This window comes from Nonomuraea maheshkhaliensis, from assembly GCF_039529435.1.
Taxonomy (GTDB): Bacteria; Actinomycetota; Actinomycetes; order Streptosporangiales; family Streptosporangiaceae; genus Nonomuraea; species Nonomuraea maheshkhaliensis.
In genome coordinates this window covers 95,878-116,592 of the sequence record NZ_BAAAMU010000003.1, presented here as the reverse complement: position 1 = coordinate 116,592, position 20,715 = coordinate 95,878, and the positions used below count along the sequence as shown (strand labels likewise).

The following is a 20,715-nucleotide window of genomic DNA, read 5'->3' as shown; positions in this document are numbered from 1 at the left end:
GGTCGTCGAAATGCGGGGCGAGCGCCTGGACCACCTGGCGGGCGTAGCGGGCATGATCGGCGGATCATGGGCGACTCCTTGAAGGCATGGGGCGATGAGCGGGCGTCGGCGCCGGCGCTGCGGGCGAGGGATGACGATGCGGCTCCAGCAGACGGGCCGCGGCCGAGGTCCCCACCTGCGGTGCTCTCGCGCGCACCTGCGGCGCGAGTTCCCAGCGCTGCCAGCCGGCTTCAGGTTGTTCGGCCAAGGGATGGCCCTTGTGACGCAGGTCGGCGCGGGTCACCTCGGCCAGAAGCAGCCGCGGCGACAAGCCTTCGCACACCGTCAGCGACAGCAGTGCGCAGCGCCGGTGCAAGCCGGCATCGGTGACAAGCTCGCCATCGGTGTCAGCCAGGACCAGTACCTGGACCGGCAGGCCGAGCCCGCAGACCTGGCAGAGCCACTCGCGCTGGCAGGCCAGCAGCCGGCCACCATGAATCTGCGCCCAGTACGCCACACCGTCGAGCACGGGCGTGATCCACGGCAGCGGCAGCCCATCCTGCTGAGGGCGGGGCCAGCTGGCCGGGCAAGCGTCGACGCCGGTAACCTGCTCGGCCTCATCCTGCAGCCGCCACACCTGGCCAGGCGGCGGTCGCCGACCCGGCGTAGGCGTCGACTCGGTGGCGGGCCCGTGCTGCGATGGTGAAGGTGTGCTCGTCATTGGACTCCGTCTCCGGCTAGACGCGGACCGGCCTGCGGCGGTGTGGCCGAACGGACGCGGTCGGATGGCTCGGTGGCGGCCGCGGACAGCACTTCACGGCCAGCATCGGTGAGCAGGTAACGCATGGACGGCCCGGGCGGAGACAGCTTCAGCCAGCCACGCTGGAGCAGCGGCATCCACCAGGCGCCGCGCGGGTCCGGCACGCCGGGCTGCGGCTGCCGGTCGGCCAGCACCTCGATCTCGGGCGGGTCCAGCCGTGCGCCGGTGTGCTCGTCGAAGGAGCGGCCACGCACCCAGAGCGTCAGGTGGCCGTCGTCGATGTCCTTGAGCGTCCGGCGCAACGCCTCTTCCGCGCGCGGGCCGAAGCGGGGAGGTGTCATGGCCGCCACCTGCTCGCCGTGATGTCGGTGCGCGGGCGTGCCTGGCCTCGCGCCGCCGGCCGCGCCGCCTTCATCGCGGTGCTCCGTCGCGTTCCCGCGCGGCCAATTGCTCCTGGCGGCGGGTCAGCAGGTCGGCCAGGCTGGCGTGCAGGGCCGGCCAGTCGCGGGTGTCCGGGTAGACGGCCTCACGCGGCAGGGCGCCCGTGATCAGCGCCATCCGGGTAGGCACGTGCTGTGGGCCGACCACCGCCAGCCAGCCCGCCAGTTCTCGCCACGAGGTGTCAGTAGTCGCCATGCGATGTCAGCGCCCTTCTCCTGCACCCGCCGGGCGCATCGCCACCAGGCCAACGGTCCTGACCAGCGGCTGAAGGCGGCGATCCCTTGCCCGAACGCGCACCGGTCACAGCAGCGCGCGCTGACACCCTGTGGCACAAGTCCAGGACAGGTTCGCGGCACTCCGCGTCCTGTGCCGACGGAGCCACGCGCGATGCCGGAAGGGGCTTGTCGGGCCTCGGGCTACGGCGTAACGTGACCGGCGGGTGGCGCTGTGCGCCGCCGCTCGATCGCCTGATGGGCCTTCGGCCGCCGCATCGCGCGGCCCGGGGGAAGGATGGCAGGGTTCTCCCCCTGCCCGCGGAGTGAAGACATCCTCCGCTCGTGCCGGGCATGGGATCGGGCGGCGCGCCAAGCACCGCGGCGGCTGAACACGCCCGCGTTGATCTTGAACCGGGCCAGGCCTGCGTAGTCACCCTCATCCCTCCCTCCTTCCCCTTCGGTTGCATGCTTTCACAGAAGGAGCATTCTGTGAAGCCTTACGCGTTCATAACGCGGAACGCTAAACAAATCGCGTCATCTAATACGCGCAATATGTTGATCTTGAGGTACGCTCAACGCATGATCGACGACGACGCAGAACCGGCGGCCGTCCCGAGGACGGGGCCCGGCGAAGAGCTGCGCTGCGGCAACCCGGGCTGCGCGGAGCTGTGGGCCACGCCGGACGGCCTGCCCCGGTCGCTGGAATACAGCGGCGCCGGCCGCAGGCCCAAGCACTGCTCACGGCGCTGCACCAACGCCGTCAGCAACGCCCGCAAGCGCTCCCACGACCAGCGCCGCAGCCAGCTGCAGTCCACCTTCGCCGCCACGGTGGCCGAGCACCGGCCCGCCTTGACGGCTCTCGCCGAGACGGTCGGTGCTCAGCTGACCGCCGAGGTCGCGCTGCTGCACCGCATCGAGACCGAGCTGCTGGAGCGCATCGCCGACCTGGAAGAGCAACTCGAGGACGAGCGAGGGGTCGCAACGGAAGCCGAGCAGCGCGCCGCCGCCGCCGACGAACGCGTCCGCACGGCCGAACAGAACGCGCGCAACGCCGACGAACGCGCCGCGGCTGCCGAGCACATCGCGGCGCAGGCCGCCGACGCGCAGCGCACCGCCGACGACCGCGCGGACGCCGCCGAGCATCGCGCCCAGGCAGCCGAGCGGCGCGCAGACGCCGCCAAGGAGCAGGCCCGCACCGACCGCGCCCTGGCAGCCCAGGCCAACCGGCAACTCACCGAAGCGGCCGACCGGCACGCCGAACAGCTCCGGCAGTTGCGCACCGAGCACGACGTGGCCCTGGCCGGCCAGCGAGAACGGGTCGCCACGGTAGAGCGCGAGCTGGCGGCCCTGCAGGAGCGTCACCGCGCCGGCGTCGAGGAGCTTCAGCGGTTGCGCGACCGCGCCGAGGAGGCCGTGACCGCCGCAGAGCAGGCTCGCACCGAGACCGCCACGGTGCGCGCGCAACTACTTGCCGCGGAGGAGCGCAACACCGACCTTGCCCGGCAGGCGGAACAGGCTCGCCGCGAGGAGAGCGAAGCCCGCGATCTGCTGATGGTCCGCAACAGCCGGATCGAGAAGGCCGAACGCCAGCGAGACACCGCGCATGCCGCCCAGCGCGCCGCCGAACAGCATGCCGAGCGCCTGCAGCAGAGCCTGACCTTGCTCCTGCAACGACTACCGGACCCCACGCCCGGCAGCCCGCCCAGCACGCCGGACCCGGCCGGATCATGACCACCAGTGGACAGAGCCGCGCACGGCGCCCCCCGGCAAGGAAGGACGAGCACCTCATGGGACGACGCGTCGCCGAACGCCCCCGCCAACGGCAGGCGCTGCAGGAGCTTCATGCAACTGCCCGAAGTAGTCCTGCCAAGGCCTATGCCAGCAATCGTGCAACATCCCGGATCGACATGTCCGACCTCGAGCGCAATCTCCTCCAGGCTTCGTCCGGAGTACGGATTCTCGACTGGGATCAGTGGCCGACCGGTGCCCCCTATCTCCTGTTGACATCCTCGGGCGCGTGCGGCGACCACCCCAACCGGCCGACAGCCTGCCGCCTGTACGGAGCCGTCGCCACAGCCAACATGCGCTGCCCGCACGGTTGCACCGCGAGCACCACACTGTCAGCCGAGCAGCTGGTTGACGTCATCCTGCGTTCCTTCACGATCGGAGGGCACCGCGACTACGCCGCGCACGCCGACACCACGAGAACTCTGGTAGCCGATCCCCGGCTCGGCCCGCCATACTGCGGCTGTGGAGCGGTCACACCTCGGCCCGCCACGAGGTCGAGCGCGCTCAGCGCCATCACCTCGCCCCCCATGACGACATCCCCCGCCACCGACGAAGGGCAGCGAACGAACCTCATACCAGAAATGATCACTAACACTGCGCCGCCGAGTAACCGCACACCTCCCGGTGAGCCCCGTGCTGACGTGCGGGTGACCAGGAACCACTGACACCTCGCGGGCCAGTACAAGCCAGAGACGAAGCCCCCATGGCGTGTCAGCAGGAATGTGGCCGGAGGCGATCATCGCCTCCGGCCACATTCGCATGATCGCAAGGTGATCTACTGATCTGCCCTCAAGCGGATGCGGATCTTGTCAGGGGTGCGGCCAACACCATCAGTGCGCCCGCGTCCCCACCCAGAGCCAGGACAGCGCCGGGCAGCCCCTCGCCGGTGGCGAGCGCCCATGCGGTGACGGGTCTGGGCGCGGTGAAGCGCATCTGGCACACCCCCTGTGCCAGATCCCAGATCTGGATGACGCCATCGGCCGACAGCGTCGCGGCGCAGGAGCCGTCCGCGTCCGTGACGATGGACTCTATCGGGCCGAGCAGGCCCTCGGCCCGATGTCGTAACCGGCCTTGCCGCACGTCCCAGACAAGCAGCGCACTGTCGCCGCTGTCCGCCAGCGCGACACCGCCGTCAGCGCTGATGGCCACCACGCGTCCGGCATCGATCTCTTCCTCGAGGAGGGGAGCGCTCGCGGTGTCCCGGCTGATGGGCCAGACGCGGACGATGCCGTCCTTGAGGCCGATCACATGGCTCATGTCGTTGCTGATGGCGACCGTGGAGGTGACGGGCAGGTTCTGCTCGCTGTACGGGACGCGCTGCCGGAGTTTCCAGAGCTTCAGGCATCCGGCGGCGTCGATGGTCGCGGCACGATTCCCTTTAGGGCTCAGCGCCACCGCGACGACGACCGAGGTATGCCAGGACACTTGGTCGTGCAGCGGTAGCCGTCGGTTGCGTTTCATGTCCCAGGCACGAACGTGCCAATCGCTGCTTCCCGTTATGACGCGGGTGCCGAGCCGACTCACCGCCATAGCTGTGGGGGGCCTTGGGCTGGTGTCCCATTGGTCCAGCGAGCGGGCGAGCCTGCGGGCGCGGCGGGACCATCGGGAGGGGCCGGGTATCTCCCGCAGCACCGACAGCCCGTCGCCCAAGACCTCGACCAAGCCGGTGGGACCGCCGTAGTGGCCTAACGGGTCACCGGTTGGGAGATCCCACAAACGGATAGTGCCGTCCGCCCCGGCGCTGACGATCAATTCGTGGCGGGGCTCGATGGCCACGAAGTGGACGGGGCCGTTGTGACGGGCCGGGTCGATCGGAAGCGGGCCGTGGTCGGGATCGTGGTGCCAGTCCATCCAGATGGTACGGGACCAGTATCTGCCCTGCTCCTTGTCCTCCAGCGGGAAACGGCCCACGACAACTGGCCGGGCCAGACGCATGTTCCACAGGAGCGGACCGTCTCGGTACGGCGGTTCCACCGCCGCCCGCAAGACCGGATGGAGCCGTCCGAACGAATTCTCAACCGCTTCACCTTCGAGGTCCCAGACCCGCACGGCGCCGTCTGCACCACCGCTGAGAATACGCCTGCCCCTGACGGCGACCGCTCGCACCGCCCCGCCCGGCTGGCGAAACAGGTGCGTCTGGCGGCCGTCGCGCAGGTCCCAGACGCGCACGGTGGCGTCTGCGCCACCGCTGACTCCAAGACTGCCGTCCTCCGTGATGGCAACCGACCAGACCCGCCTGAAGTGGGCGTGTGAGCAGCGGATCTCCTGACCCTGCCGCTTCACCCACACGAACCCGGTCAGGTCGCGGATGATGGACACGCCGTCGGCACTGACCGCCTCCCATCGCGAGTACAGGCCATAGTGGTCCTGGTCGAGCTGCACTTGGGAGGTGGAGAGAGGGCTTCCCGTCGCCAGATCCCATGTGACGGTGTGACCGGTGGTATCGGTGGTGACCGCCGTCAGGCCGTCGGGTTCCAGAGCCACCCGAGCGATCGGCCCGGAGTGGCCCAGCAGGGTGCGTGTCAGCGCACGCGGCACGCGATTCGCCGTCCATATCGGCACGGCCGGCGAGGACGGTTCGTCCAGCAGCCAGTCCGCCGCCCTGTCGGCCAGATCGTCGTGGTCGCTCTCCAGCGCCTGCAGGCACAGTGCCTGTACCACGGCCACCTGCGGATCGTCCTCCCACCCGCCGAGCCGATGGCTTTCCCGGTACAGCACCTGGGCCAGCCTCGCGAACGCCGGATCGGCGGACACCGCGTCCGCCCGCCGCAGATCCTGGCCGACCCTGTTCACGCCGAGCGCGGCCACGGCCCTGCCCACGTATCCGACGTCGCCGTACAGCTCGGCCAGCAGACCGGGGGCGTTGACCGCTAGCATGCCGGGATAACTCTCCAGCAGATATCGGGGGGTCTGCTCAGGCCACCGCTGGGCCCGGAACCGTTCGGCCCAGCCGCGGATCGCCTCACGCAGCCGGCTCACCTCGTCCTCACCCAGCGCCGACTCGGCCGAGCCGCGCAGCGACTCGTGCGCGAAGACGTACCTGGCCTCGCTGCCCGTGGAGCGTTCGAGCACCCTGGCGACCTCCCGGTCCAGCAGTCGCTGAACGCGGGAGCGGCTCACGTCCAGCCCGGACTCGCGCAGCACGGCGTGGACGTCGTCGGCCGTGACGGGGCCTTCCGCCGCCACCAGGGCCGCCAGCAGCGACTCCCCGACGAGGTCGGCGGCGCCGGGGCCGAGCATGCCGTCGAGGTCGTAGGCGGCTCGCCTGGCCAGTTCCAGGGCATGGCGGCTCGGCTCGAGCGGCGTTCTGGGCGTCCGTGTCAGGGGGTGATCGATGAGGTCCACCGGGAGCTGCGGCAGCGGTCTGCTGGTGACGAGCAGGTGTGCGTACCGGCCCAGGTCAGCAGGCAGGAACGCGGCCACGCTGGGCTGCCCGCGCGACGGTCCGAGGTCCTCGTCCAGGCCGTCCACCACGAGCAGCAGATGCCTGCCCAGACGGCGGGCTCGCCCGGTGGCCTGCCGCCACAGCGAGGAGAAGCCCTCGCGGCTGCCGAGCCCGTCCGGGGCGACGCCGAGGAGCGCGGCGAGCTGCGTGGACACCACGCGCAAGAAGGCATGGGCATCGGCCTCACCCATGCGTCTGGACAGGAAGCAGGCCACGCAGTCCACGTTCGCCGGCGACGTGCGCAAGAAGTGGGCGAGCAGCGTGGTCTTCCCCGCCCACGGTCGGCCCACCAGCCAGACCAGCGGCTCGTGACCGGTCGTGAACCCGGCCAGGAACGCCAGCTCCTCTTCGCGGTCGAGGAGGTCGCCGGCGCCGAGCTCGGCGACGCGCTCGCGCAGGTATCCGTCTGAGGTCGAGCCCTGAGGGAGCTCGACGAAGTCGTCGCGGTCGGCGCCCAAGGCAGACCACCACGCCTCGGCGTCGGCCCGTCCGTCGAGCGCGGTCAGCGGCACCACCCCGAGCGCCTGGACGCCTTCCGGCCGGTGATGTTCGGTCACCACTCCGATCAGGATGCCGGCGCTGAACACCGCCGCACCGGACATGCCCGACCACTCGCTGTCGCCGCGACCGGCGGCGAGCACGCGTGGCGTGGCGGTGACGCGAAGCGTGAGCACGTCGCCGTCCAGGTTCTCCCCAGTGGCGATCTCCCCATTCACCTGGGCCGTCAGCCGCTCGCCCCGTTCCTTGTAGCGGGGGAAACCGACCGCCCAGCAGTTGCGGATCAGAGCGGCCCGTTCCCGGTTGAGGGCCCCGCAGGGCGGGGGAACCGCTTCTGTGGCGAGATCGGGCACCGTGAGGATGGCCACGTCGACCACGTCATCGCCAAACAGCGACACGGTGGCGTCGTACGTCACCCCGCGGACACGCACCATGAGCGCGCCCGGCCCGGTGACGTTGTGCGCCGCCGTGAGCACCGTGTGCGGCGCCACCACGTAGCCGGATCCTAGTGACCAGTCGGGCCTCGCCTCATCGCCCTCGTCGTGCAGCACCTCCACGACGAGGTCGGCGAGCGCTGGTCCGGCGTTCGCCGACACCTGTTATGGCTTCTCACGCCTGCGGCGGCGTACCTTGACCGGCTCCCCGTCCTGGTCCACGGGAGAACCGAAGGTCACGGTGACGGTGTGGACGTCCTCGCGAGTCACGCCGGCGCCGCCCTCGAACTCCACAACCCAAACTTTGAGCCCCCCGGAGCCACTCTTCTCCCGCGTCACCCCGACCTGGAATTGTAGTTCCACCGATTCGATGGGGAACTGGAGATCTTGATCCGCCCCCTGTTCCATGGCCGCGAGCAGCCCTGCCCGTACCTCCGCGATAGCCTCCGGCAATCCGATCTCTTCCACATCCTCTGTATCGCGCGGGGCCGACGGCCGTTACCCACAGTCGAGGCCGATCGGGGTGCTGCCGTCCGGCGCTCCCGCACCGTGGGGTCCCGGACAGGCAGAAAATCCAACGAAGCAACCTCTGACCTGCGGTGATCCTGGGCACCGATGACTAAGTCCCTGCGTAAGAACGAAGTAGACCCCGACCCGGGATGGGCAGAACGCGCAGGCGGCGCTCGATCCGACCGATCTCAGCCAGAACGGGCATCGACGAGCTCGAACCGATCGTCTGGCGTCACCTCGCCCGCCGCCCGTCCGCACCCCAGCCGGTCACACCGTCGCCCAGCACGTGCGCCCATCGCGGTGCTCAAGGTCTTCTTCGGTGGCTGTCGTATCGCCGCCACCTTGTGGTAACTCACGCTGCAGGATGCGCAGGCACAACACGCTCATCTCCAGCTCCTCCCGCCGGTTGGTGGCGATGTCACCGCCCTTGTCGTAGAAGATCACCGAATTCGCACCATTGGAGGACTCCACCACGTTGAGCCCTTCCTGAATCTCCCGCTGCAGCTCGCGAAGGCGCAGATAGCGGGCCACGAAGATGGTCTCCTGTGCCCGGCCGACCTCCAGCATGGCCTGGTAGGTCGGGTGAGAGGCGGACTCGGTGAAGCGGCGCAGGATCGCCTCGGTGGAGGCGGTGCCCTGCTTGATCGCGGTCGCGTACTTGATCATCTGGTCGTAGTTCTGCTCGATCAGGTCCCAGCGGATCGGCCGGGTCATCGCCGGCGTCAGCCGGGGGTACAGGTCGCTCTCGCCGCTCTCGACCCGGTACAGCTTGACCTTGTTGATCTGCTTGATGCGCGGCAGCAGGTCAAAGCCCAGGAGCCGGGTCACGCCGAACCCGATTTCCGTCTGGCCGTGGGAGTCGACATAGTTCCCTTCGACCTTCATGGTGGTGCCGTGCCGGACCGCACCCTCGATCATCGCGTGCACCTCCGAGGCCGAGGCACGCAGCGTCTGCGAGTGCACCACCATGGACCCGCGCTCGATGTGCCAGTAGATGAGGATGCCGCGGCCTCCATACCTGGAGTGCCACTCAGTGAAAATATTCTGATCGTAGGCGCGCACATGCGTGGAGTCGGAGGCGACCGTGGTCGTCCCCTCACCCCACAGCGCCACGTCCCGGGCGGCGAAGGTGGCGTTCGCGATGGCGATCGCGATGTCGGTGGCGACCTGCGGGGTCAAATAGCGGCGCCGCACGTAGCGGATCTCGTCCTCGCCGTGGGCGTGGCCACCGGAGGCCACGGCCCGGATCCCGGTGTTGGTGCCGTACCCGAAGATGGCCTGCCAGTAGGAGCGGAACGGCGAGCCAGGTTTAGTGTCACATCTGGTGACGCTGTACGGGATGATGATCGGCGGCGGCCCCGTCGTGATCTCTGGCGGGAGTCACTGACCAGCCGATATCTCTGCAGAAGAGGTGCCTGATGGCCCTGTCGACGATGACGGCGGAGCAGCGTGCGAAGGCGTTGGAGAAGGCGGCCGAGGCGCGTACGGCGCGTCGTGCGCTGTTGGCGGAGGTGGCCTGTGGCGTGGTGAGCGTGGCGGAGGTGTTCGAGCGCGGCGGGCAGGATCTGGTCGGCAGGACGCGGGTGGTTGCGGTCCTGCGGGCCGTTCCCGGATATGGGCCGGCCCGGGTCGCGGCGTTGATGGCCACCTGCGGGGTGGCGGACAAACAGCGTGTCGGCGCGCTGACCGAGCAGCAGCGCGAGCGACTTTTGCTGGCTTTGATCAGCTGACAGCGCCGGGACTGATCGTGTGGAGTTATCGCAGCTCTGCGTCCGGGTGAGGCTGGCTCTGCAGGCGGTGGAGAAGGTCGGCCTGCTCCGCTGTCGCCGCCATGCCCGGGCGGCGGATGCGGGCTCGGATAGGGCCGGGGAGGTCCTCTGCGTCTTGCAGGAGGGCGAAGTCGGCGTGTGCCGCCTCGACGGCTTCGGGGTAGGCCTGGGTCTTGTCGTGCTCGGCGAGGGCTCGGTAGATGCTGGCCAGGGACGGGTTCTCGCCCTTGCGTTTCCCGGTCGGGATGATCAGGTCCTGGCGGATGTCTTCGACGCGTTCCCCCAAAGCCTTGCGGCGCAGCACGGTGTGCAGCATGTCCTCGGTGATCACCGGGGGGCGGCCGCCGTGCTTGCCCTTGCGGGCGGCGGCGTCCAGGCCCTCCAGCGTGGCCTCACGGATGGCCTCGCGTTCGGTCTCGGCCATCGCGGCGAAGAACGCGAACAGCATGCGGCCTGGCCCGGCCGGGTCGTAGATGCCGGCCAGCGGCCCGGCGAGCATCTCCAGGACCAGGCCGTGCGCGGTGAGGTGGTCGGCCAGCGCGGTGAGTTCGGCGGCGTCGCGGCCCAGTCGCTTCATCTCATACACCGTCAGGATGACGCGGCAGTGCGGGGCGTGCGCCTTGATCTGGCGGGCGAGCGTGAGCGCCGCTTCGAATTGCGGGCGCACCTTGACCCGGGTCGAGATCTTCTCGGCGAAGATCTTCTCGCGCGGGATGCCGTGTGCGGCCAGCGCGTCCAGTTGTGACTGCAGTTCCTGGGTGAGGGCGGAGCAGCGGGCGTAGCCGATCCGGATGTCGGCCGTCGGCCCATCGTCACGCAACGGTGCGGGCGGCGGGGTGCCGGGCCGCCACGGCTGGCCGGGCCCGCGGTCGGCCGGGGTGATCACCCGCAGCAGCTTGGCCAGCCGGGGGATCTTGGTGAAGCGGCCGGTGTGGTAGGTGCCGGCCACCGCGCCCGAGCGCGACCGGCACGGAGAACCGGGCGTGACGGCGCATCGCGGGCACGGGTGACGTTCGACCTCATCGGCGTCACGGGTGCTTTCCTCGGCGATAGCGGGCAGATGGGCTGATTCGGCGTGTTCGCGGGGTTGAGGGGCCTCGGCCATGCTCCAGATGCTCTCACAAACATTTCCCAGAATCCGGGAATCCGCCGACTTGCATGAGAACGAGTTCTGAGAGGGAATCGGCCTCTGCGGCGATCGGAGTCGGCCTTGCGAAGCCGTCTGGTGATCTTCTCTGGCAATCGCTCGTTTCTGAGAACACGAACGCCTTGGCTCATTGACGGGGGCGCCTCGCCGGCGTCTACCGGATCTTGGACGACGAGGGCGGCGGGATCCCCGACCGGAAGCTCAACGCTCCTGTCCCGGGCGGCGATCACCCGGAATGGTCGCCGATGGGCACTACGGAGATGGTCGCTTCGGCGGAGGATCCGGGCACCAGGTGGATGGAGTCCCCCGGCTGGGCTGCGGCGAGCGCGTGGGGATGGGTGGCGGGGTGCGCGGCGGCCATGACGCCGTGTACAGCCGCTGTGATTCGGTCGCCGGCCTGGTCGGGGTCGGGCCGGCCGGCGTCGAGCCAGGCGATGACGGCCTCCAGGGTGAAGGCGGGGATCAGGTTGGCGGCCCAGTCCAGCCACGGCCCCTCGGGGATGACGCGCGCCAGGTTGCGTCGGCCGACCTCGCGGGAGGCGTTGGTGATGGAGTCGATCAGGTCCCGGAAGTCGGGCTCGCGGGCAGCATAGCGGAACAGGAGCCGGAACCCGTCGGGGTCGGCGGCGGCGGCGCGCAGCAGGGCCGGGATGGCGTCGTCGCCGAAGTCGTGGGCGCCGGTGGCCTCGGCCAGCCGGGTGCAGGCGCGGTCGAGCACCGCGCGGTACAGGTCGGCCTTGGAGTCGAAGTGCCGGTACAGCATCGCCCGGGTGAGCTCGGCCTCGGCGGCGATGTCGTCCAGGCCGGTGACGGCGTAGCCGGCGCGGGCAAAGGCGCGGGTGGCCGCGTCCAGGATCTGCTCGCGCCGCTCCGCGCGGCGCAGCCGCCGCACCGGCGGCGCCGCGACGGCTTCGCCGCCTGCTTCGGGGTTGCTCATCAGCCCTCCACTTGTAGAACACAAAGTATACATGTAGCGTTTTAGACGTCGAAGTATACAAATTCGCGTCTACCTGATGGAGGTCTCCATGCCGTCCGCCCCCGTTCAGTTGCCGTTCGAGCAGCCTGGCCCGCTGGAGCCGCCGCCGCTGCTGCGCCAGTTGCAGGCCTCGGGCCCCATCCACGCCGTCCGCACCGCGGTCGGTCATCCCGGCTGGCAGGTGACGGGGTATGAACAGGTGCGCGCCCTGCTGGACGACGCCCGGCTCGGCCGCGCCCACCCCGAACCCGAACGTGCCGCTCGGACGGGGGAGTCAGAGCTGTTCGGCGGGCCACTGGGTGGCTTCGACACCGAGCAGGCCGACCACCGCAGGATGCGTTCGCTGCTACAGCCGCACTTCTCGCCCAAGCGGATGCGCGCGCTGCGCGGCCGTGTCGAGCAGCTCACCACCCAGCTGCTCGATGAGCTGGAGAAGGCCGGGCCGCCCGCCGACCTTCATGCCGCGCTGGCGCTGCCGCTGCCGATCGCGGTCATCTGCGAGCTGCTCGGCGTCCCCTACGAGGACCGCGAGCAGTTCCGCGCCTGGACACAACAGACCGCCGACGTCACCGACCGCGCCCGCTCGGCTCAGGGGCTGGGCGCGCTGTTCACCTACGGGCAGCAGTTGGTCGCCGGCAAGCGCGCCACGGGTGACGCGGACGGCGATGTGATCTCCCGGCTGGCCGCCACCGACGGCGTGAGCGATGACGAGGCAGCCGCGATGGGGATGTTCCTGCTGTTCGCCGGGCACGAGACCACGGTCACCGCAATCGGTAAGGGTGTGCTGTGGCTGCTGGCCACGCCCGGCCAGTGGCAGGACCTGGTCACTGATCCGTCCCGGATCGACGCCGCGGTGGAGGAGATCCTGCGCGCCCCGAGCCTGGGCGGCGGCGGCATCCCCCGCTACGCCCGCGAAGACCTGGACATCGCCGGCGTGCACGTCCGTGCCGGGGACCTCGTGCTGCTCGACACCGGCGCCGCCAACCACGACGTGAGCGTGTTCGCCGAGCCCGACCGGTTCGACGTCGACCGGCCCGCCGTGCCGCATGTGACTTTCGGGTACGGCGCCCGCTACTGCGTCGGCGCGCCGCTGGCCCGTATCGAGCTGCAGGTCGTCTTCTCCCAGCTCGCCGCCCGCTTCCCCGCCCTGGAGCTGGGCTGTGCGGTGGAGGAGCTGGTCTTCGACAGGCGCACGCTGACTGGCGGGCTGACCGCGCTGCCGGTGACCTGGTGACCGGCATGAGCGCGGCCAGGACGAGCAGGCAGGTGAGCAGGCGGCGGCCGCTGTTCGGCCGGATGTATCCCAAGATGGCCGCCGGCATGGACCGGGGCGGCATGACCGAACGCCGTCGCGAGCTGCTGGCCGGTCTGTCCGGCGAGGTGGTCGAGGTCGGCGCCGGGCACGGCGTCAACTTCGCGCACTACCCGCCCGAGGTGCGGCGGGTGATCGCGGTGGAACCGGAGCCACGCCTGCGCGCGCAGGCCGGCGCCCCCCGCGCGGGGGGCCCCCTGGGGGGGGGGACCGCCGCCTCGGCGGCGGTCCCCGTGGAGGTGGTGCCCGGCGTCGCCGAGCACCTGCCCGCGGCCGATCACAGCGCGGACGCGGTGGTGTTGTGCATGGTGCTGTGTTCGCTGCCCGACGTCGGCGCGGCGCTGGCCGAAGCGCGGCGGGTGCTCAAGCCGGGCGGGCAGGTGCGCTTCCTGGAGCACGTCCGCGCCGACACGCCTGGCCTGGCCCGCCTTCAGGACGTGCTGGATGCCACCATTTGGCCGCATCTGGTCGGCGGCTGCCACCTCGGCCGCGACGTCGAGGCCGAACTCCGGCGGGCCGGGTTCCGCATCGATCAGCTGGACCGCTTCCTGTTCCCGCCCGCGCGTACCCCGGTCTCCTTCCACATCATCGGTACAGCTGTGCGGGGCGGCGATGAGTGAACGGCATGGCCAGGCGCTGCCAAAGGCGTCATCGATTCGGACAGCAGGGAGGGACGCTATGGACACCACGCCCCTCGCATTGACCGTGGCCGGCTTTGATGCCGAGCTGTCGGGCGCGGGGACGCAGCCGTTCCTGGTGGACTTCTGGGCGAGCGGGTGCGGTCCGTGCAAGGCGCTGGCCCCGGTGCTGGAGGGGGTCGCGGCGGAGCAGGCGGGCCGGCTGCGGGTGGGCATGGTGCAGCTGGACCACGCGCCGGAGCTGGCGGGCCGGTTCGAGGTCATGGCGCTGCCGACGCTGATCGTGTTCGTCGGCGGGGTGGAGAGGAAGCGGCTGACCAGGGCGCTCACCAAGGCTGAGTTGCTCGCTGAGCTTGAGGAGTTCGGCATCTGAACCCTCCGCGCCCGTTCGGCTCAGCGGCCGGGCGCGGCCCTCACCGGCCCTCCGCTCCCGAAGCTGGCCCCAGCCCCAAAGTAGCTATGTGAGTGATCACGATTGTGGTTCGTGATCGCGCTGCGGCTTGCGGCTGATCGCCCGGCCCGCTCGGATTGCCGACGCAGGTGGCCCCGGAACCGAAGCTCCCCGCGGCTGCGATTGAGCCCAGGGCCGTCAGGGGTTCTTAGATAATCGAAGTTATCTGGCAAGATGGCGATCACGCCCTTGGCACGAGCTGGGCGTCCGCCGTGTGGCGCGAGAGCTTCATTTCCGAGTTATCTGGCAACCTGGAGGATCGGGAGGCGGCGGGATGGATCCGGTTATCGTCGAGCAGCTCGGCCGGGCGCATCCGCTCGCGGCGCACCTGGACGACTTCCTCACCGATCTGGCCAACGCCGGGCGCTCGGCGCACACCCGGCGCGCCTACCGCGGCGATCTGATCGCCTTCGCGGCCCACCACGGCGAGGAGATCGGCGCGTTGTCCGCCGCGCCGGTCCGCGCGTTCCTGGCTGAGCTCGCCGAGCTGTCGCCGGCCAGCCGCAAGCGCAAGCGCGCCGCCGTCGCTTCCTTCACCAAGTGGGCCGTCCGTCACGACCTCCTGGACGCCAACCCGATGGACCGGATCGACACCGTCAAGGTGCCCAAGAACCTGCCCCGCCCGGCGGCGGGCGGCGACGTGGCCAAGGTCTTCGCGGTGATTTGCTCGCGGCGGCCGCGCAAGGAGGTGCCGCTGGACCGGCTGCGCGACCGGGTGCTGTTCGAGACCGCCTACGTGTGCGGCGCCCGCGCCTCCGAAGTCTGCGGCCTGTATGTCGAAGACCTGGATCTGCGCCGGGACGACGAACATGTCCGCATCCACGGTAAGGGTGGCAGCGTGCGCACCGTGCTGCTGGACGACCGCGGCTACGTCGCCCTGCTCAAGCTCTACCTGGCCCGCGCCGGTTACACCGCCGGCCCGCTGTTCCGGGCCAGCATCAACGGTGCCGGTGGGCCGCTGTCCTACGACGCGGCCCACCACCGCTGGCAGAGCTACTGCGCGCAGGCCGGGGTCGAGATCGACATCCACCAGCTACGTCATGCCCACGCCACCGAGCTCATCAACGCCGGCGTCTCCATCGAGGCGGTGCGGCGCCGCCTCGGTCACGCCTCCACCGAGACGACGCAGTTGTACACGTTGCTGGACGACAAGGTCGCGGACGCCGAGATTCGTGCTGCCCGGCGGCGCCGGGAGCGGGCATCGCGCTGATTACTGTGTGTGCGCGATTATGAGGCGAGGAGGTCGACCAGGCTGCCGACGAAGAACAGGCCCAACGCTATCCATCGGAAGATGTGAAACGGCTTGGCCCGCTGCAGGGTGACGGCCAGCGAAAACGCGATCACCCTGATCAGGCTCCACAGCACGCTGACGACCTGCATCCGCGCACCCGCATGGTTATCCCCGTCCTTGCTGGAGAGGGCGAGCTTCGCCTGGTCGTCACTGGAGAGATGGTTGACCAGGAAGGCCTCGACGCGCTTCATCACGTGCTTATACCTGAGCCGATCCGCCTCCTTGGGGTCGTCGGGGTCACCCTTGCCGGGCAGTTCGCCCATCAGTTCGCGATGGAAGCAGCGGTAGGTATCGAGCGTGACGTCGAGCCCATCAGGGACCCGCTCGGGAGTGGCTTTGACAATGCTGTACCCGATGATCATGGGGGGGGTTGCCGCCGTGACTATGGGGTGGGCTGCCGCCGTGATCGTCATCATGTCGGCCATGACTGATTCGCGGAGGCGGGACAAGCGGGCTGCCTGGCGGTTGTGGCGGCTACGGGCGAGCGCCCGCTCAGCCCGCTCCTTGGAGGTGTCCCCCCAGCTCTTCACGGTCTTGGGGTCCAGCAGGTCGAAGATGACGGCCAGACCCGCCACGAGCAGCAAGGCCTTGCCCACCCGCCCGTAGTACAGCATCTTCCAGCCGAACACTTCCAGGTCCGAGGTCTGCTGCCCGTCCCACCAGGTGGCGAGAACCTTCATGAGGTCATCCCATGCCTGTAAGAGCACATCCACAGGTTCATTCAAGCCTGACAGCAGAGCTCGTGGAGGGGGATATCGCCGTATTCATGGAGATCTCCGACGCTTCGCGGTAGTGAGAACGGCGCCGACGGCCGTCGTTCCGATGCTGGCCGCCTGATGCGCGGTCTCCAGCGGACGCGGCCCGTTTCCGCCGTATTCCGGTGGCACCCCCAGGTGGGCCTGCGCCGGCAACTGCTCATCCTGGAAAGCGAACAGCTCCCGCGGCGCCCGCCCGTAGATCTCACACAACGTCTTGCAATGGCCGATGCTGGTCGTGTGCCGGGCCAGCTCCCAGCCTGAGACCATGCTCGGCGTCACCCCCGACTGGCCACCGGGCGTCCGCAGGTCGATCTCCTCGACCACGCCTTCCAGCGTCCAGTTACGGGCCAGCCGTGCCTGACGCAGCGGCGAGGGCTCGCGGCTCCAGCGCGTCGAGCGGCGAGGCATAGCAGCCTCCTCCCGAAGGGTCCAGGGGCGTCGGCCGTCCGGAACCAGCCCACCTCCGATGATGCCCGCCCGCACGCTTCGGGGCAGGCCGTTCGCCTTCGGCGGCGCCCGTAATCCTCATCGTCGGCGACGTCGGCGTCAGGATCAGGCAAGGCCCCGCCGCCCGCCACTGCCGCCAACTCATGCCCCCGTCAGGCAGCGAGGCCGAGGTCGAGGCGGCGGCCCATGTCGATGTCGATCGTGCCGTACAGGTTGGCGTTGGACCAGAATAGGGGCGAGTCGCTGTCGCCAACCGGCCGCCCGGCGACGCCTTCATGATCGGCCGATGTTGAAGTCTTGGCAAAGGCAGGCGTGCTCGGCCGGGGTCGCCGCAGCGGATGGGAGATGCTCATGCCGGAGTGGGACTTCCGGTGTTGCGGACACCGCGCCTGCGGCCTTCCCGGCGAAGGCCTTCGTTTTGAGGTGAAAGGGCTTATCCCCCGACCGCAAGGTGGCGACCCATGTCGATCACGATCGTAAGGCCTATTCTTCGGACTGCGCCGGCCGGGCGGTGCGCGATTCGGAGACATCCATGGCCAAGGACAAACTCGCCATACGCCGGACCCGCTACACCCTTCAAGGGTATGAGCACGCGCTGGAGTCGATCCGCCGCGACGGACGCCAGCACGGCCCAATCCCCCATGCGGCACCTCATCAGGCGTTCCTGGAGGCGCTTGCGTTGGAACGCATCGGGGAGTGGAAGCCGGCGTGCTGGAGACCCGACATCCTGGGATTTGGGATCGCCTGGATCGACCCGTCCCCGACCGGGATCACCCTGGGCATTCCCACCCGGTACCTGCCCGACATCGCCTCCACCCTCATGCCGACGTCGAGCGCCGCCGAACTCGCCAACCCAATCGACGGAGAATCCGCCCAAATCTATGGGCTGCCCGGTCTTCGCTTCCGGCTCGACGGCAGCACCGTGATCCTCCACATCCCCGGTATGGCCGGCCGGATCGAGATCCCCCTTGCCAGCCCCGGCCTGTGGGAGAAAGCGCTTCTCATCGCCCAGGCATCCTTCGACGACACCGCGGTCTTCTTCTGGGATCTGCTCCCCGATACCTGGCACCCGCTCGAGCGCGCCTGCGCCGCGTCCTGGCCCGAACGATATGTCATCGGCGGCATCCACTATCAGGCCAGCCGCCTGGCCTCAGGCGTCCTGCGCCGCCTGCCGGGCATCTGCCGGCCGTTCTCGGCCCACGACATGTGGTTCAACTTCGGCAGAGACCTGGGCTATGAGATCGAGTTCGAGTGGCAAGACAGCGGCCCGCCTCGCGAGGTCCTCGGCCTCCTGCTTCACCGCAAAGACGGGCTGAACGTCCGTATCGCCAGCCAAGGCATGCCTCTCAACCACTTCTATAGCGAAAACTGCACCTACGTCCGGCTGCTCGGTGACACCGGAGGCTGTCTCGACCTGCGCCGCCTGCGGCACTCTCCGGAGACTCGCGAAGCCCTGAAGAGGTACCGCGCGGCCCAGGGCCGGGACCGCGTCGCCGAGCGCCGCCTGGAGCTGGAACGTAAGTACAACTACCCGTCCTCGGAGAAGTTCCTCGGACCCTGACCAGGAGTTCGCTTCCACGACCTGCGACGGCGGCCCAGGCCGTCGCCCGCTGGAGTTCGGCCAGCACGACAGGGGCCGCGGTGTCGTCCAGGTACAGGGCGCCCAAGCCATGGCGGAAGAAGCTGCCTCGATCGCCGCCATCATGACCGCGTTGGAGAACTCCTGCCCCGCAGCCTCTGCACCAGCCGCCACCACGAACGTCTCCGGCTGGGCCGCTGCGGTCTCGCCTCCTCGGCCGCCGCACGCCCCTCCAACGCCGACACCACCCGCAGCGTCACCACGTCCGCCACCCGCTCGATCAGCTCCTCCCGCTCCTGCCGCCTCCTCTCTTCGACACCACGCTCCCGCCGTCCCTCGAGCACCAGCTCACCTGCCCATGCCAGCACCGACACCGCTGCTCCCGCCAGCAGACCCGCCCAGAACAGCGACCGGTTCGCCGCCTTCTCCGCCGATACCGACGTGAAGGTCCCGAACCGCTCGTCGGAGTACCAATGCTTCAGCGCGAACACCACGTCGTCGTCCGCCGCCGGCCAACGCAGACCCGGCCCTCGATACCCCGGCGAAACAACCTCCGCCTTGAGGTCATTCGCAGGCGATTCCACCACCCACGCCACTGAGAACGAGGACGGCGCCTCGCTCTGCACAGGCCCCTCGATGGCAGGGAGCCGCACCGACGTCACCGATCCCGTTGTCACCACCAGGGGCTCGTCGAGTTCCCCCTCGACAACGACCAGCGCGCTCGGCTGAGCCCACGCGCACGCCTGCGCGGTAGCCGTGAAGATCCGCTGGTCGACGTCTCGGAAATCGAGCCTAGAACTGATGGGCCGCCCGGCCAGGCTGGTCACCTGAACGACCGGCACGCGGTCGAACTCCAGCGTCACCGGCACGCATCTGCCCGTCGTCTCAGTCGAGGCCGGCACCGGCACGTGGATAGCGAGGCGCAGGCTCTCGCCGATGACCTCGCCCTCCACCGTGACCGAGCCCGACATGTGACCGGAGACGATCCTGATCATGCCAGGATCTCCAACACTCGGAAACGGCTGAATCGCGCTGGTGTACTGCCACAGAGCTGCCACCCCCAGAAGGACGCTGGCAGCGGTCAGCCGCACCACCGCCCGCCATCGTCCCCGCGCCAGCTGCGAGAGGCAATTCCCTGGCAACCTCTGCAGCAGCCTGCGCACCACGCCGCGTTGGCGGCGGGGATCTTGGAACACCCAGCCGGGGGTCGGAGGGATCAGGGGCATCCCCTGAACGTCTCATCCACGCTGGCCTCTCACTGCCGCATCGAGCCAGTCGATGTAGAACCGCAACTGCTCGAGGGCGTGCTCGGCGTGCTGCGCCATGTAGTCCGTCATCTCGGAGCGGCGGCCGGCTGGCGGCGGTCCATCTCCATCAGGTGTTTCCCCTCCGCTCGATCAGGGGAGATCTGTCGCCCGATCCCAGGACGTGATTGGACTGATCGGTTCCACGTCCACCGCTCCCGCCTCTCGGGCTCCACTGATACCCGGCTGTCTGGACTCCCTCAGGGAAGGGCGTGTGGCCCAGCGCGCTGCCGGCCACTTAAAAGCAGTCGCTTATGATCTTTCGCGGGCTGTAGCGGGTACCGGTGGTGGCCGACATGTCCAGCCAGACGTCGGCGATCACGGTCGCGCAGTCACCCTTGACGGTCATCTTGACAGGACCAAGAGACGGCGACCGGCTTCTGTTCCAGTCCTTCGGGTGTGCCGTGACCTTCTTCCAGTCGCTGTCCGAGCTCAGGTACAGCGTGAGTTGCGTTATCTCGGGGATCCTCTTCCAGGTGCGGTTGATGCTGAGATAGGCGCACTTCGCTGCGCCGCGACTGTAGGTCGTGATCGTGCCGATCGACCGGACTGGCGTGCTCCGCACCGTCTTTCCGATCTTGGCGCGCTTGTCGACCGGCATTGTCTCCCGCAGCGTGTACCCGGCTCCGCACGGGTTGGCGCTCGCGGCAGCCGGTGGGCCGAGAACCCCGAAAATCATGGCCGCCACGACACCTAAAGCACCCGTGACCGCGTATCGACTCGTCATTTGACAAATATCCTTTCAGATAGTCAAGGTCAGGTATACACGTTTGTGGAGGCCGTGGCCAGCCATGCGGTGTCAGCTGTCCCGGCACAGAGGAGATGAACGATGTGTGGCGTTTCTCTTTCGCACGTCGCGCCTCGCAGCGGGGCACCTGGGTTATTCCTAGCATTGCCGCAGTCCGGAGGCTCGACTTACCGCACCGGCAACGGCGGCCGCATCATAAGAATGCACCGGACGGATAAGATCACC

General features: G+C 69.2%; 19 protein-coding genes and 1 pseudogene. 7 read left to right on the top strand and 13 right to left on the bottom strand.

The features are described 5' to 3' along the window. Positions 1–64 precede the first annotated feature (64 nt). The 3 genes from ABFX54_RS03460 to ABFX54_RS03450 all read right to left on the bottom strand — a co-directional run bounded on the left by ABFX54_RS03460 (position 65) and on the right by ABFX54_RS03450 (position 1,375). Positions 65–616 (bottom strand): hypothetical protein, encoded by a 552-nt coding sequence (locus ABFX54_RS03460; protein WP_346101400.1) that lies wholly within the window; start codon positions 614–616, stop codon positions 65–67. An 80-nt stretch (positions 617–696) separates the two neighbouring features. Continuing rightward, the gene (locus ABFX54_RS03455) at positions 697–1,080 is read right to left on the bottom strand and encodes a hypothetical protein (RefSeq protein ID WP_346101399.1); all 384 of its coding nucleotides are present in this window, start codon (positions 1,078–1,080) and stop codon (positions 697–699) included. Between the two features lie 70 nt (positions 1,081–1,150). Continuing rightward, positions 1,151–1,375, bottom strand: coding sequence for a hypothetical protein (locus ABFX54_RS03450; protein WP_346101398.1), 225 nt, complete (start codon positions 1,373–1,375; stop codon positions 1,151–1,153). Between the two features lie 599 nt (positions 1,376–1,974). Between ABFX54_RS03450 and ABFX54_RS03445 the strand changes: the two genes are divergently transcribed. After that, positions 1,975–3,126: a coiled-coil domain-containing protein gene (locus tag ABFX54_RS03445; RefSeq protein WP_346101397.1), complete on the top strand. Its 1,152-nt coding sequence runs from the start codon at positions 1,975–1,977 to the stop codon at positions 3,124–3,126. A gap of 846 nt (positions 3,127–3,972) precedes the next feature. On the opposite strand, the gene ABFX54_RS03440 is transcribed toward ABFX54_RS03445, so the two are convergent. The 3 genes and pseudogenes from ABFX54_RS03440 to ABFX54_RS03430 form a co-directional block, all read right to left on the bottom strand. Beyond that, positions 3,973–7,722 (bottom strand): P-loop domain-containing protein, encoded by a 3,750-nt coding sequence (locus ABFX54_RS03440; protein WP_346101396.1) that lies wholly within the window; start codon positions 7,720–7,722, stop codon positions 3,973–3,975. A gap of 3 nt (positions 7,723–7,725) precedes the next feature. Further along, positions 7,726–8,028 (bottom strand): trypco2 family protein, encoded by a 303-nt coding sequence (locus ABFX54_RS03435; protein WP_346101395.1) that lies wholly within the window; start codon positions 8,026–8,028, stop codon positions 7,726–7,728. Positions 8,029–8,427: 399 nt separating this feature from the next. Beyond that, positions 8,428–9,345, bottom strand: a pseudogene (locus ABFX54_RS03430) (Tn3 family transposase); the annotation flags it as partial. A 143-nt stretch (positions 9,346–9,488) separates the two neighbouring features. Between ABFX54_RS03430 and mihF the strand changes: the two are divergent. Then, positions 9,489–9,800: an integration host factor, actinobacterial type gene (gene mihF, locus ABFX54_RS03425; protein WP_346101394.1), complete on the top strand. Its 312-nt coding sequence runs from the start codon at positions 9,489–9,491 to the stop codon at positions 9,798–9,800. Positions 9,801–9,825: 25 nt separating this feature from the next. Here the strand turns inward: mihF and ABFX54_RS03420 are convergent, their stop codons facing one another. Both ABFX54_RS03420 and ABFX54_RS03415 read right to left on the bottom strand, forming a co-directional pair. After that, positions 9,826–10,944, bottom strand: a complete 1,119-nt coding sequence (locus tag ABFX54_RS03420; RefSeq protein WP_428834491.1) for a recombinase family protein — start codon at positions 10,942–10,944, stop codon at positions 9,826–9,828. 268 nt (positions 10,945–11,212) lie between these two features. Beyond that, entirely contained in the window at positions 11,213–11,923 is a 711-nt protein-coding gene (locus tag ABFX54_RS03415; RefSeq protein ID WP_346101392.1) for a TetR/AcrR family transcriptional regulator, read from the bottom strand. Positions 11,924–12,011: 88 nt separating this feature from the next. Here ABFX54_RS03415 and ABFX54_RS03410 point away from each other — a divergent pair, with 88 nt between their 5' ends. From ABFX54_RS03410 to ABFX54_RS03395, 4 genes are all read left to right on the top strand, one after another. Beyond that, positions 12,012–13,196 carry a cytochrome P450 gene (locus ABFX54_RS03410; protein WP_346101391.1) on the top strand — a complete coding sequence of 395 codons (1,185 nt, stop codon included), beginning with the start codon at positions 12,012–12,014 and terminating at the stop codon, positions 13,194–13,196. A gap of 5 nt (positions 13,197–13,201) precedes the next feature. Beyond that, positions 13,202–13,894 (top strand): class I SAM-dependent methyltransferase, encoded by a 693-nt coding sequence (locus tag ABFX54_RS03405; RefSeq protein WP_346101522.1) that lies wholly within the window; start codon positions 13,202–13,204, stop codon positions 13,892–13,894. A gap of 58 nt (positions 13,895–13,952) precedes the next feature. Then, positions 13,953–14,285, top strand: coding sequence for a thioredoxin family protein (locus ABFX54_RS03400; protein WP_346101390.1), 333 nt, complete (start codon positions 13,953–13,955; stop codon positions 14,283–14,285). A 352-nt stretch (positions 14,286–14,637) separates the two neighbouring features. Beyond that, entirely contained in the window at positions 14,638–15,573 is a 936-nt protein-coding gene (locus ABFX54_RS03395; RefSeq protein ID WP_346101389.1) for a tyrosine-type recombinase/integrase, read from the top strand. Positions 15,574–15,590: 17 nt separating this feature from the next. On the opposite strand, the gene ABFX54_RS03390 is transcribed toward ABFX54_RS03395, so the two are convergent. The 3 genes from ABFX54_RS03390 to ABFX54_RS03380 form a co-directional block, all read right to left on the bottom strand. After that, complete coding sequence (locus tag ABFX54_RS03390) at positions 15,591–16,334, bottom strand: hypothetical protein (protein ID WP_346101388.1); 744 nt, start codon at positions 16,332–16,334, stop codon at positions 15,591–15,593. 84 nt (positions 16,335–16,418) lie between these two features. Continuing rightward, complete coding sequence (locus tag ABFX54_RS03385; RefSeq protein ID WP_346101387.1) at positions 16,419–16,820, bottom strand: helix-turn-helix transcriptional regulator; 402 nt, start codon at positions 16,818–16,820, stop codon at positions 16,419–16,421. A gap of 191 nt (positions 16,821–17,011) precedes the next feature. Next, positions 17,012–17,212 (bottom strand): hypothetical protein, encoded by a 201-nt coding sequence (locus ABFX54_RS03380; RefSeq protein WP_346101386.1) that lies wholly within the window; start codon positions 17,210–17,212, stop codon positions 17,012–17,014. Between the two features lie 179 nt (positions 17,213–17,391). Between ABFX54_RS03380 and ABFX54_RS03375 the strand changes: the two genes are divergently transcribed. Further along, a complete protein-coding gene (locus ABFX54_RS03375; protein ID WP_346101385.1) occupies positions 17,392–18,420 on the top strand; it encodes a hypothetical protein in 1,029 nt (342 codons plus the stop codon). 140 nt (positions 18,421–18,560) lie between these two features. Here ABFX54_RS03375 and ABFX54_RS03370 read toward each other — a convergent pair whose 3' ends face one another. Both ABFX54_RS03370 and ABFX54_RS03365 read right to left on the bottom strand, forming a co-directional pair. Continuing rightward, a complete protein-coding gene (locus tag ABFX54_RS03370) occupies positions 18,561–19,433 on the bottom strand; it encodes a hypothetical protein (protein ID WP_346101384.1) in 873 nt (290 codons plus the stop codon). A 547-nt stretch (positions 19,434–19,980) separates the two neighbouring features. Next, a complete protein-coding gene (locus ABFX54_RS03365) occupies positions 19,981–20,469 on the bottom strand; it encodes a hypothetical protein (protein WP_346101383.1) in 489 nt (162 codons plus the stop codon). Between the last annotated feature and the right edge of the window lie 246 nt (positions 20,470–20,715).

Excerpts from the sequence above, each read along its gene's own strand:
- ABFX54_RS03455 (WP_346101399.1), bottom strand. The coding sequence starts at position 1,080 with ATGACACCTCCCCGCTTCGGCCCGCGCGCGGAAGAGGCGTTGCGCCGG.
- ABFX54_RS03450 (WP_346101398.1), bottom strand. The coding sequence starts at position 1,375 with ATGGCGACTACTGACACCTCGTGGCGAGAACTGGCGGGCTGGCTGGCG.
- ABFX54_RS03445 (WP_346101397.1), top strand. The coding sequence starts at position 1,975 with ATGATCGACGACGACGCAGAACCGGCGGCCGTCCCGAGGACGGGGCCC.
- mihF (WP_346101394.1), top strand. The coding sequence starts at position 9,489 with ATGGCCCTGTCGACGATGACGGCGGAGCAGCGTGCGAAGGCGTTGGAG.
- ABFX54_RS03420 (WP_428834491.1), bottom strand. The coding sequence starts at position 10,944 with ATGGCCGAGGCCCCTCAACCCCGCGAACACGCCGAATCAGCCCATCTG.
- ABFX54_RS03415 (WP_346101392.1), bottom strand. The coding sequence starts at position 11,923 with ATGAGCAACCCCGAAGCAGGCGGCGAAGCCGTCGCGGCGCCGCCGGTG.
- ABFX54_RS03410 (WP_346101391.1), top strand. The coding sequence starts at position 12,012 with ATGCCGTCCGCCCCCGTTCAGTTGCCGTTCGAGCAGCCTGGCCCGCTG.
- ABFX54_RS03405 (WP_346101522.1), top strand. The coding sequence starts at position 13,202 with ATGAGCGCGGCCAGGACGAGCAGGCAGGTGAGCAGGCGGCGGCCGCTG.
- ABFX54_RS03400 (WP_346101390.1), top strand. The coding sequence starts at position 13,953 with ATGGACACCACGCCCCTCGCATTGACCGTGGCCGGCTTTGATGCCGAG.
- ABFX54_RS03395 (WP_346101389.1), top strand. The coding sequence starts at position 14,638 with ATGGATCCGGTTATCGTCGAGCAGCTCGGCCGGGCGCATCCGCTCGCG.
- ABFX54_RS03390 (WP_346101388.1), bottom strand. The coding sequence starts at position 16,334 with ATGAAGGTTCTCGCCACCTGGTGGGACGGGCAGCAGACCTCGGACCTG.
- ABFX54_RS03385 (WP_346101387.1), bottom strand. The coding sequence starts at position 16,820 with ATGCCTCGCCGCTCGACGCGCTGGAGCCGCGAGCCCTCGCCGCTGCGT.
- ABFX54_RS03380 (WP_346101386.1), bottom strand. The coding sequence starts at position 17,212 with ATGAGCATCTCCCATCCGCTGCGGCGACCCCGGCCGAGCACGCCTGCC.
- ABFX54_RS03375 (WP_346101385.1), top strand. The coding sequence starts at position 17,392 with ATGGCCAAGGACAAACTCGCCATACGCCGGACCCGCTACACCCTTCAA.
- ABFX54_RS03370 (WP_346101384.1), bottom strand. The coding sequence starts at position 19,433 with ATGATCAGGATCGTCTCCGGTCACATGTCGGGCTCGGTCACGGTGGAG.
- ABFX54_RS03365 (WP_346101383.1), bottom strand. The coding sequence starts at position 20,469 with ATGACGAGTCGATACGCGGTCACGGGTGCTTTAGGTGTCGTGGCGGCC.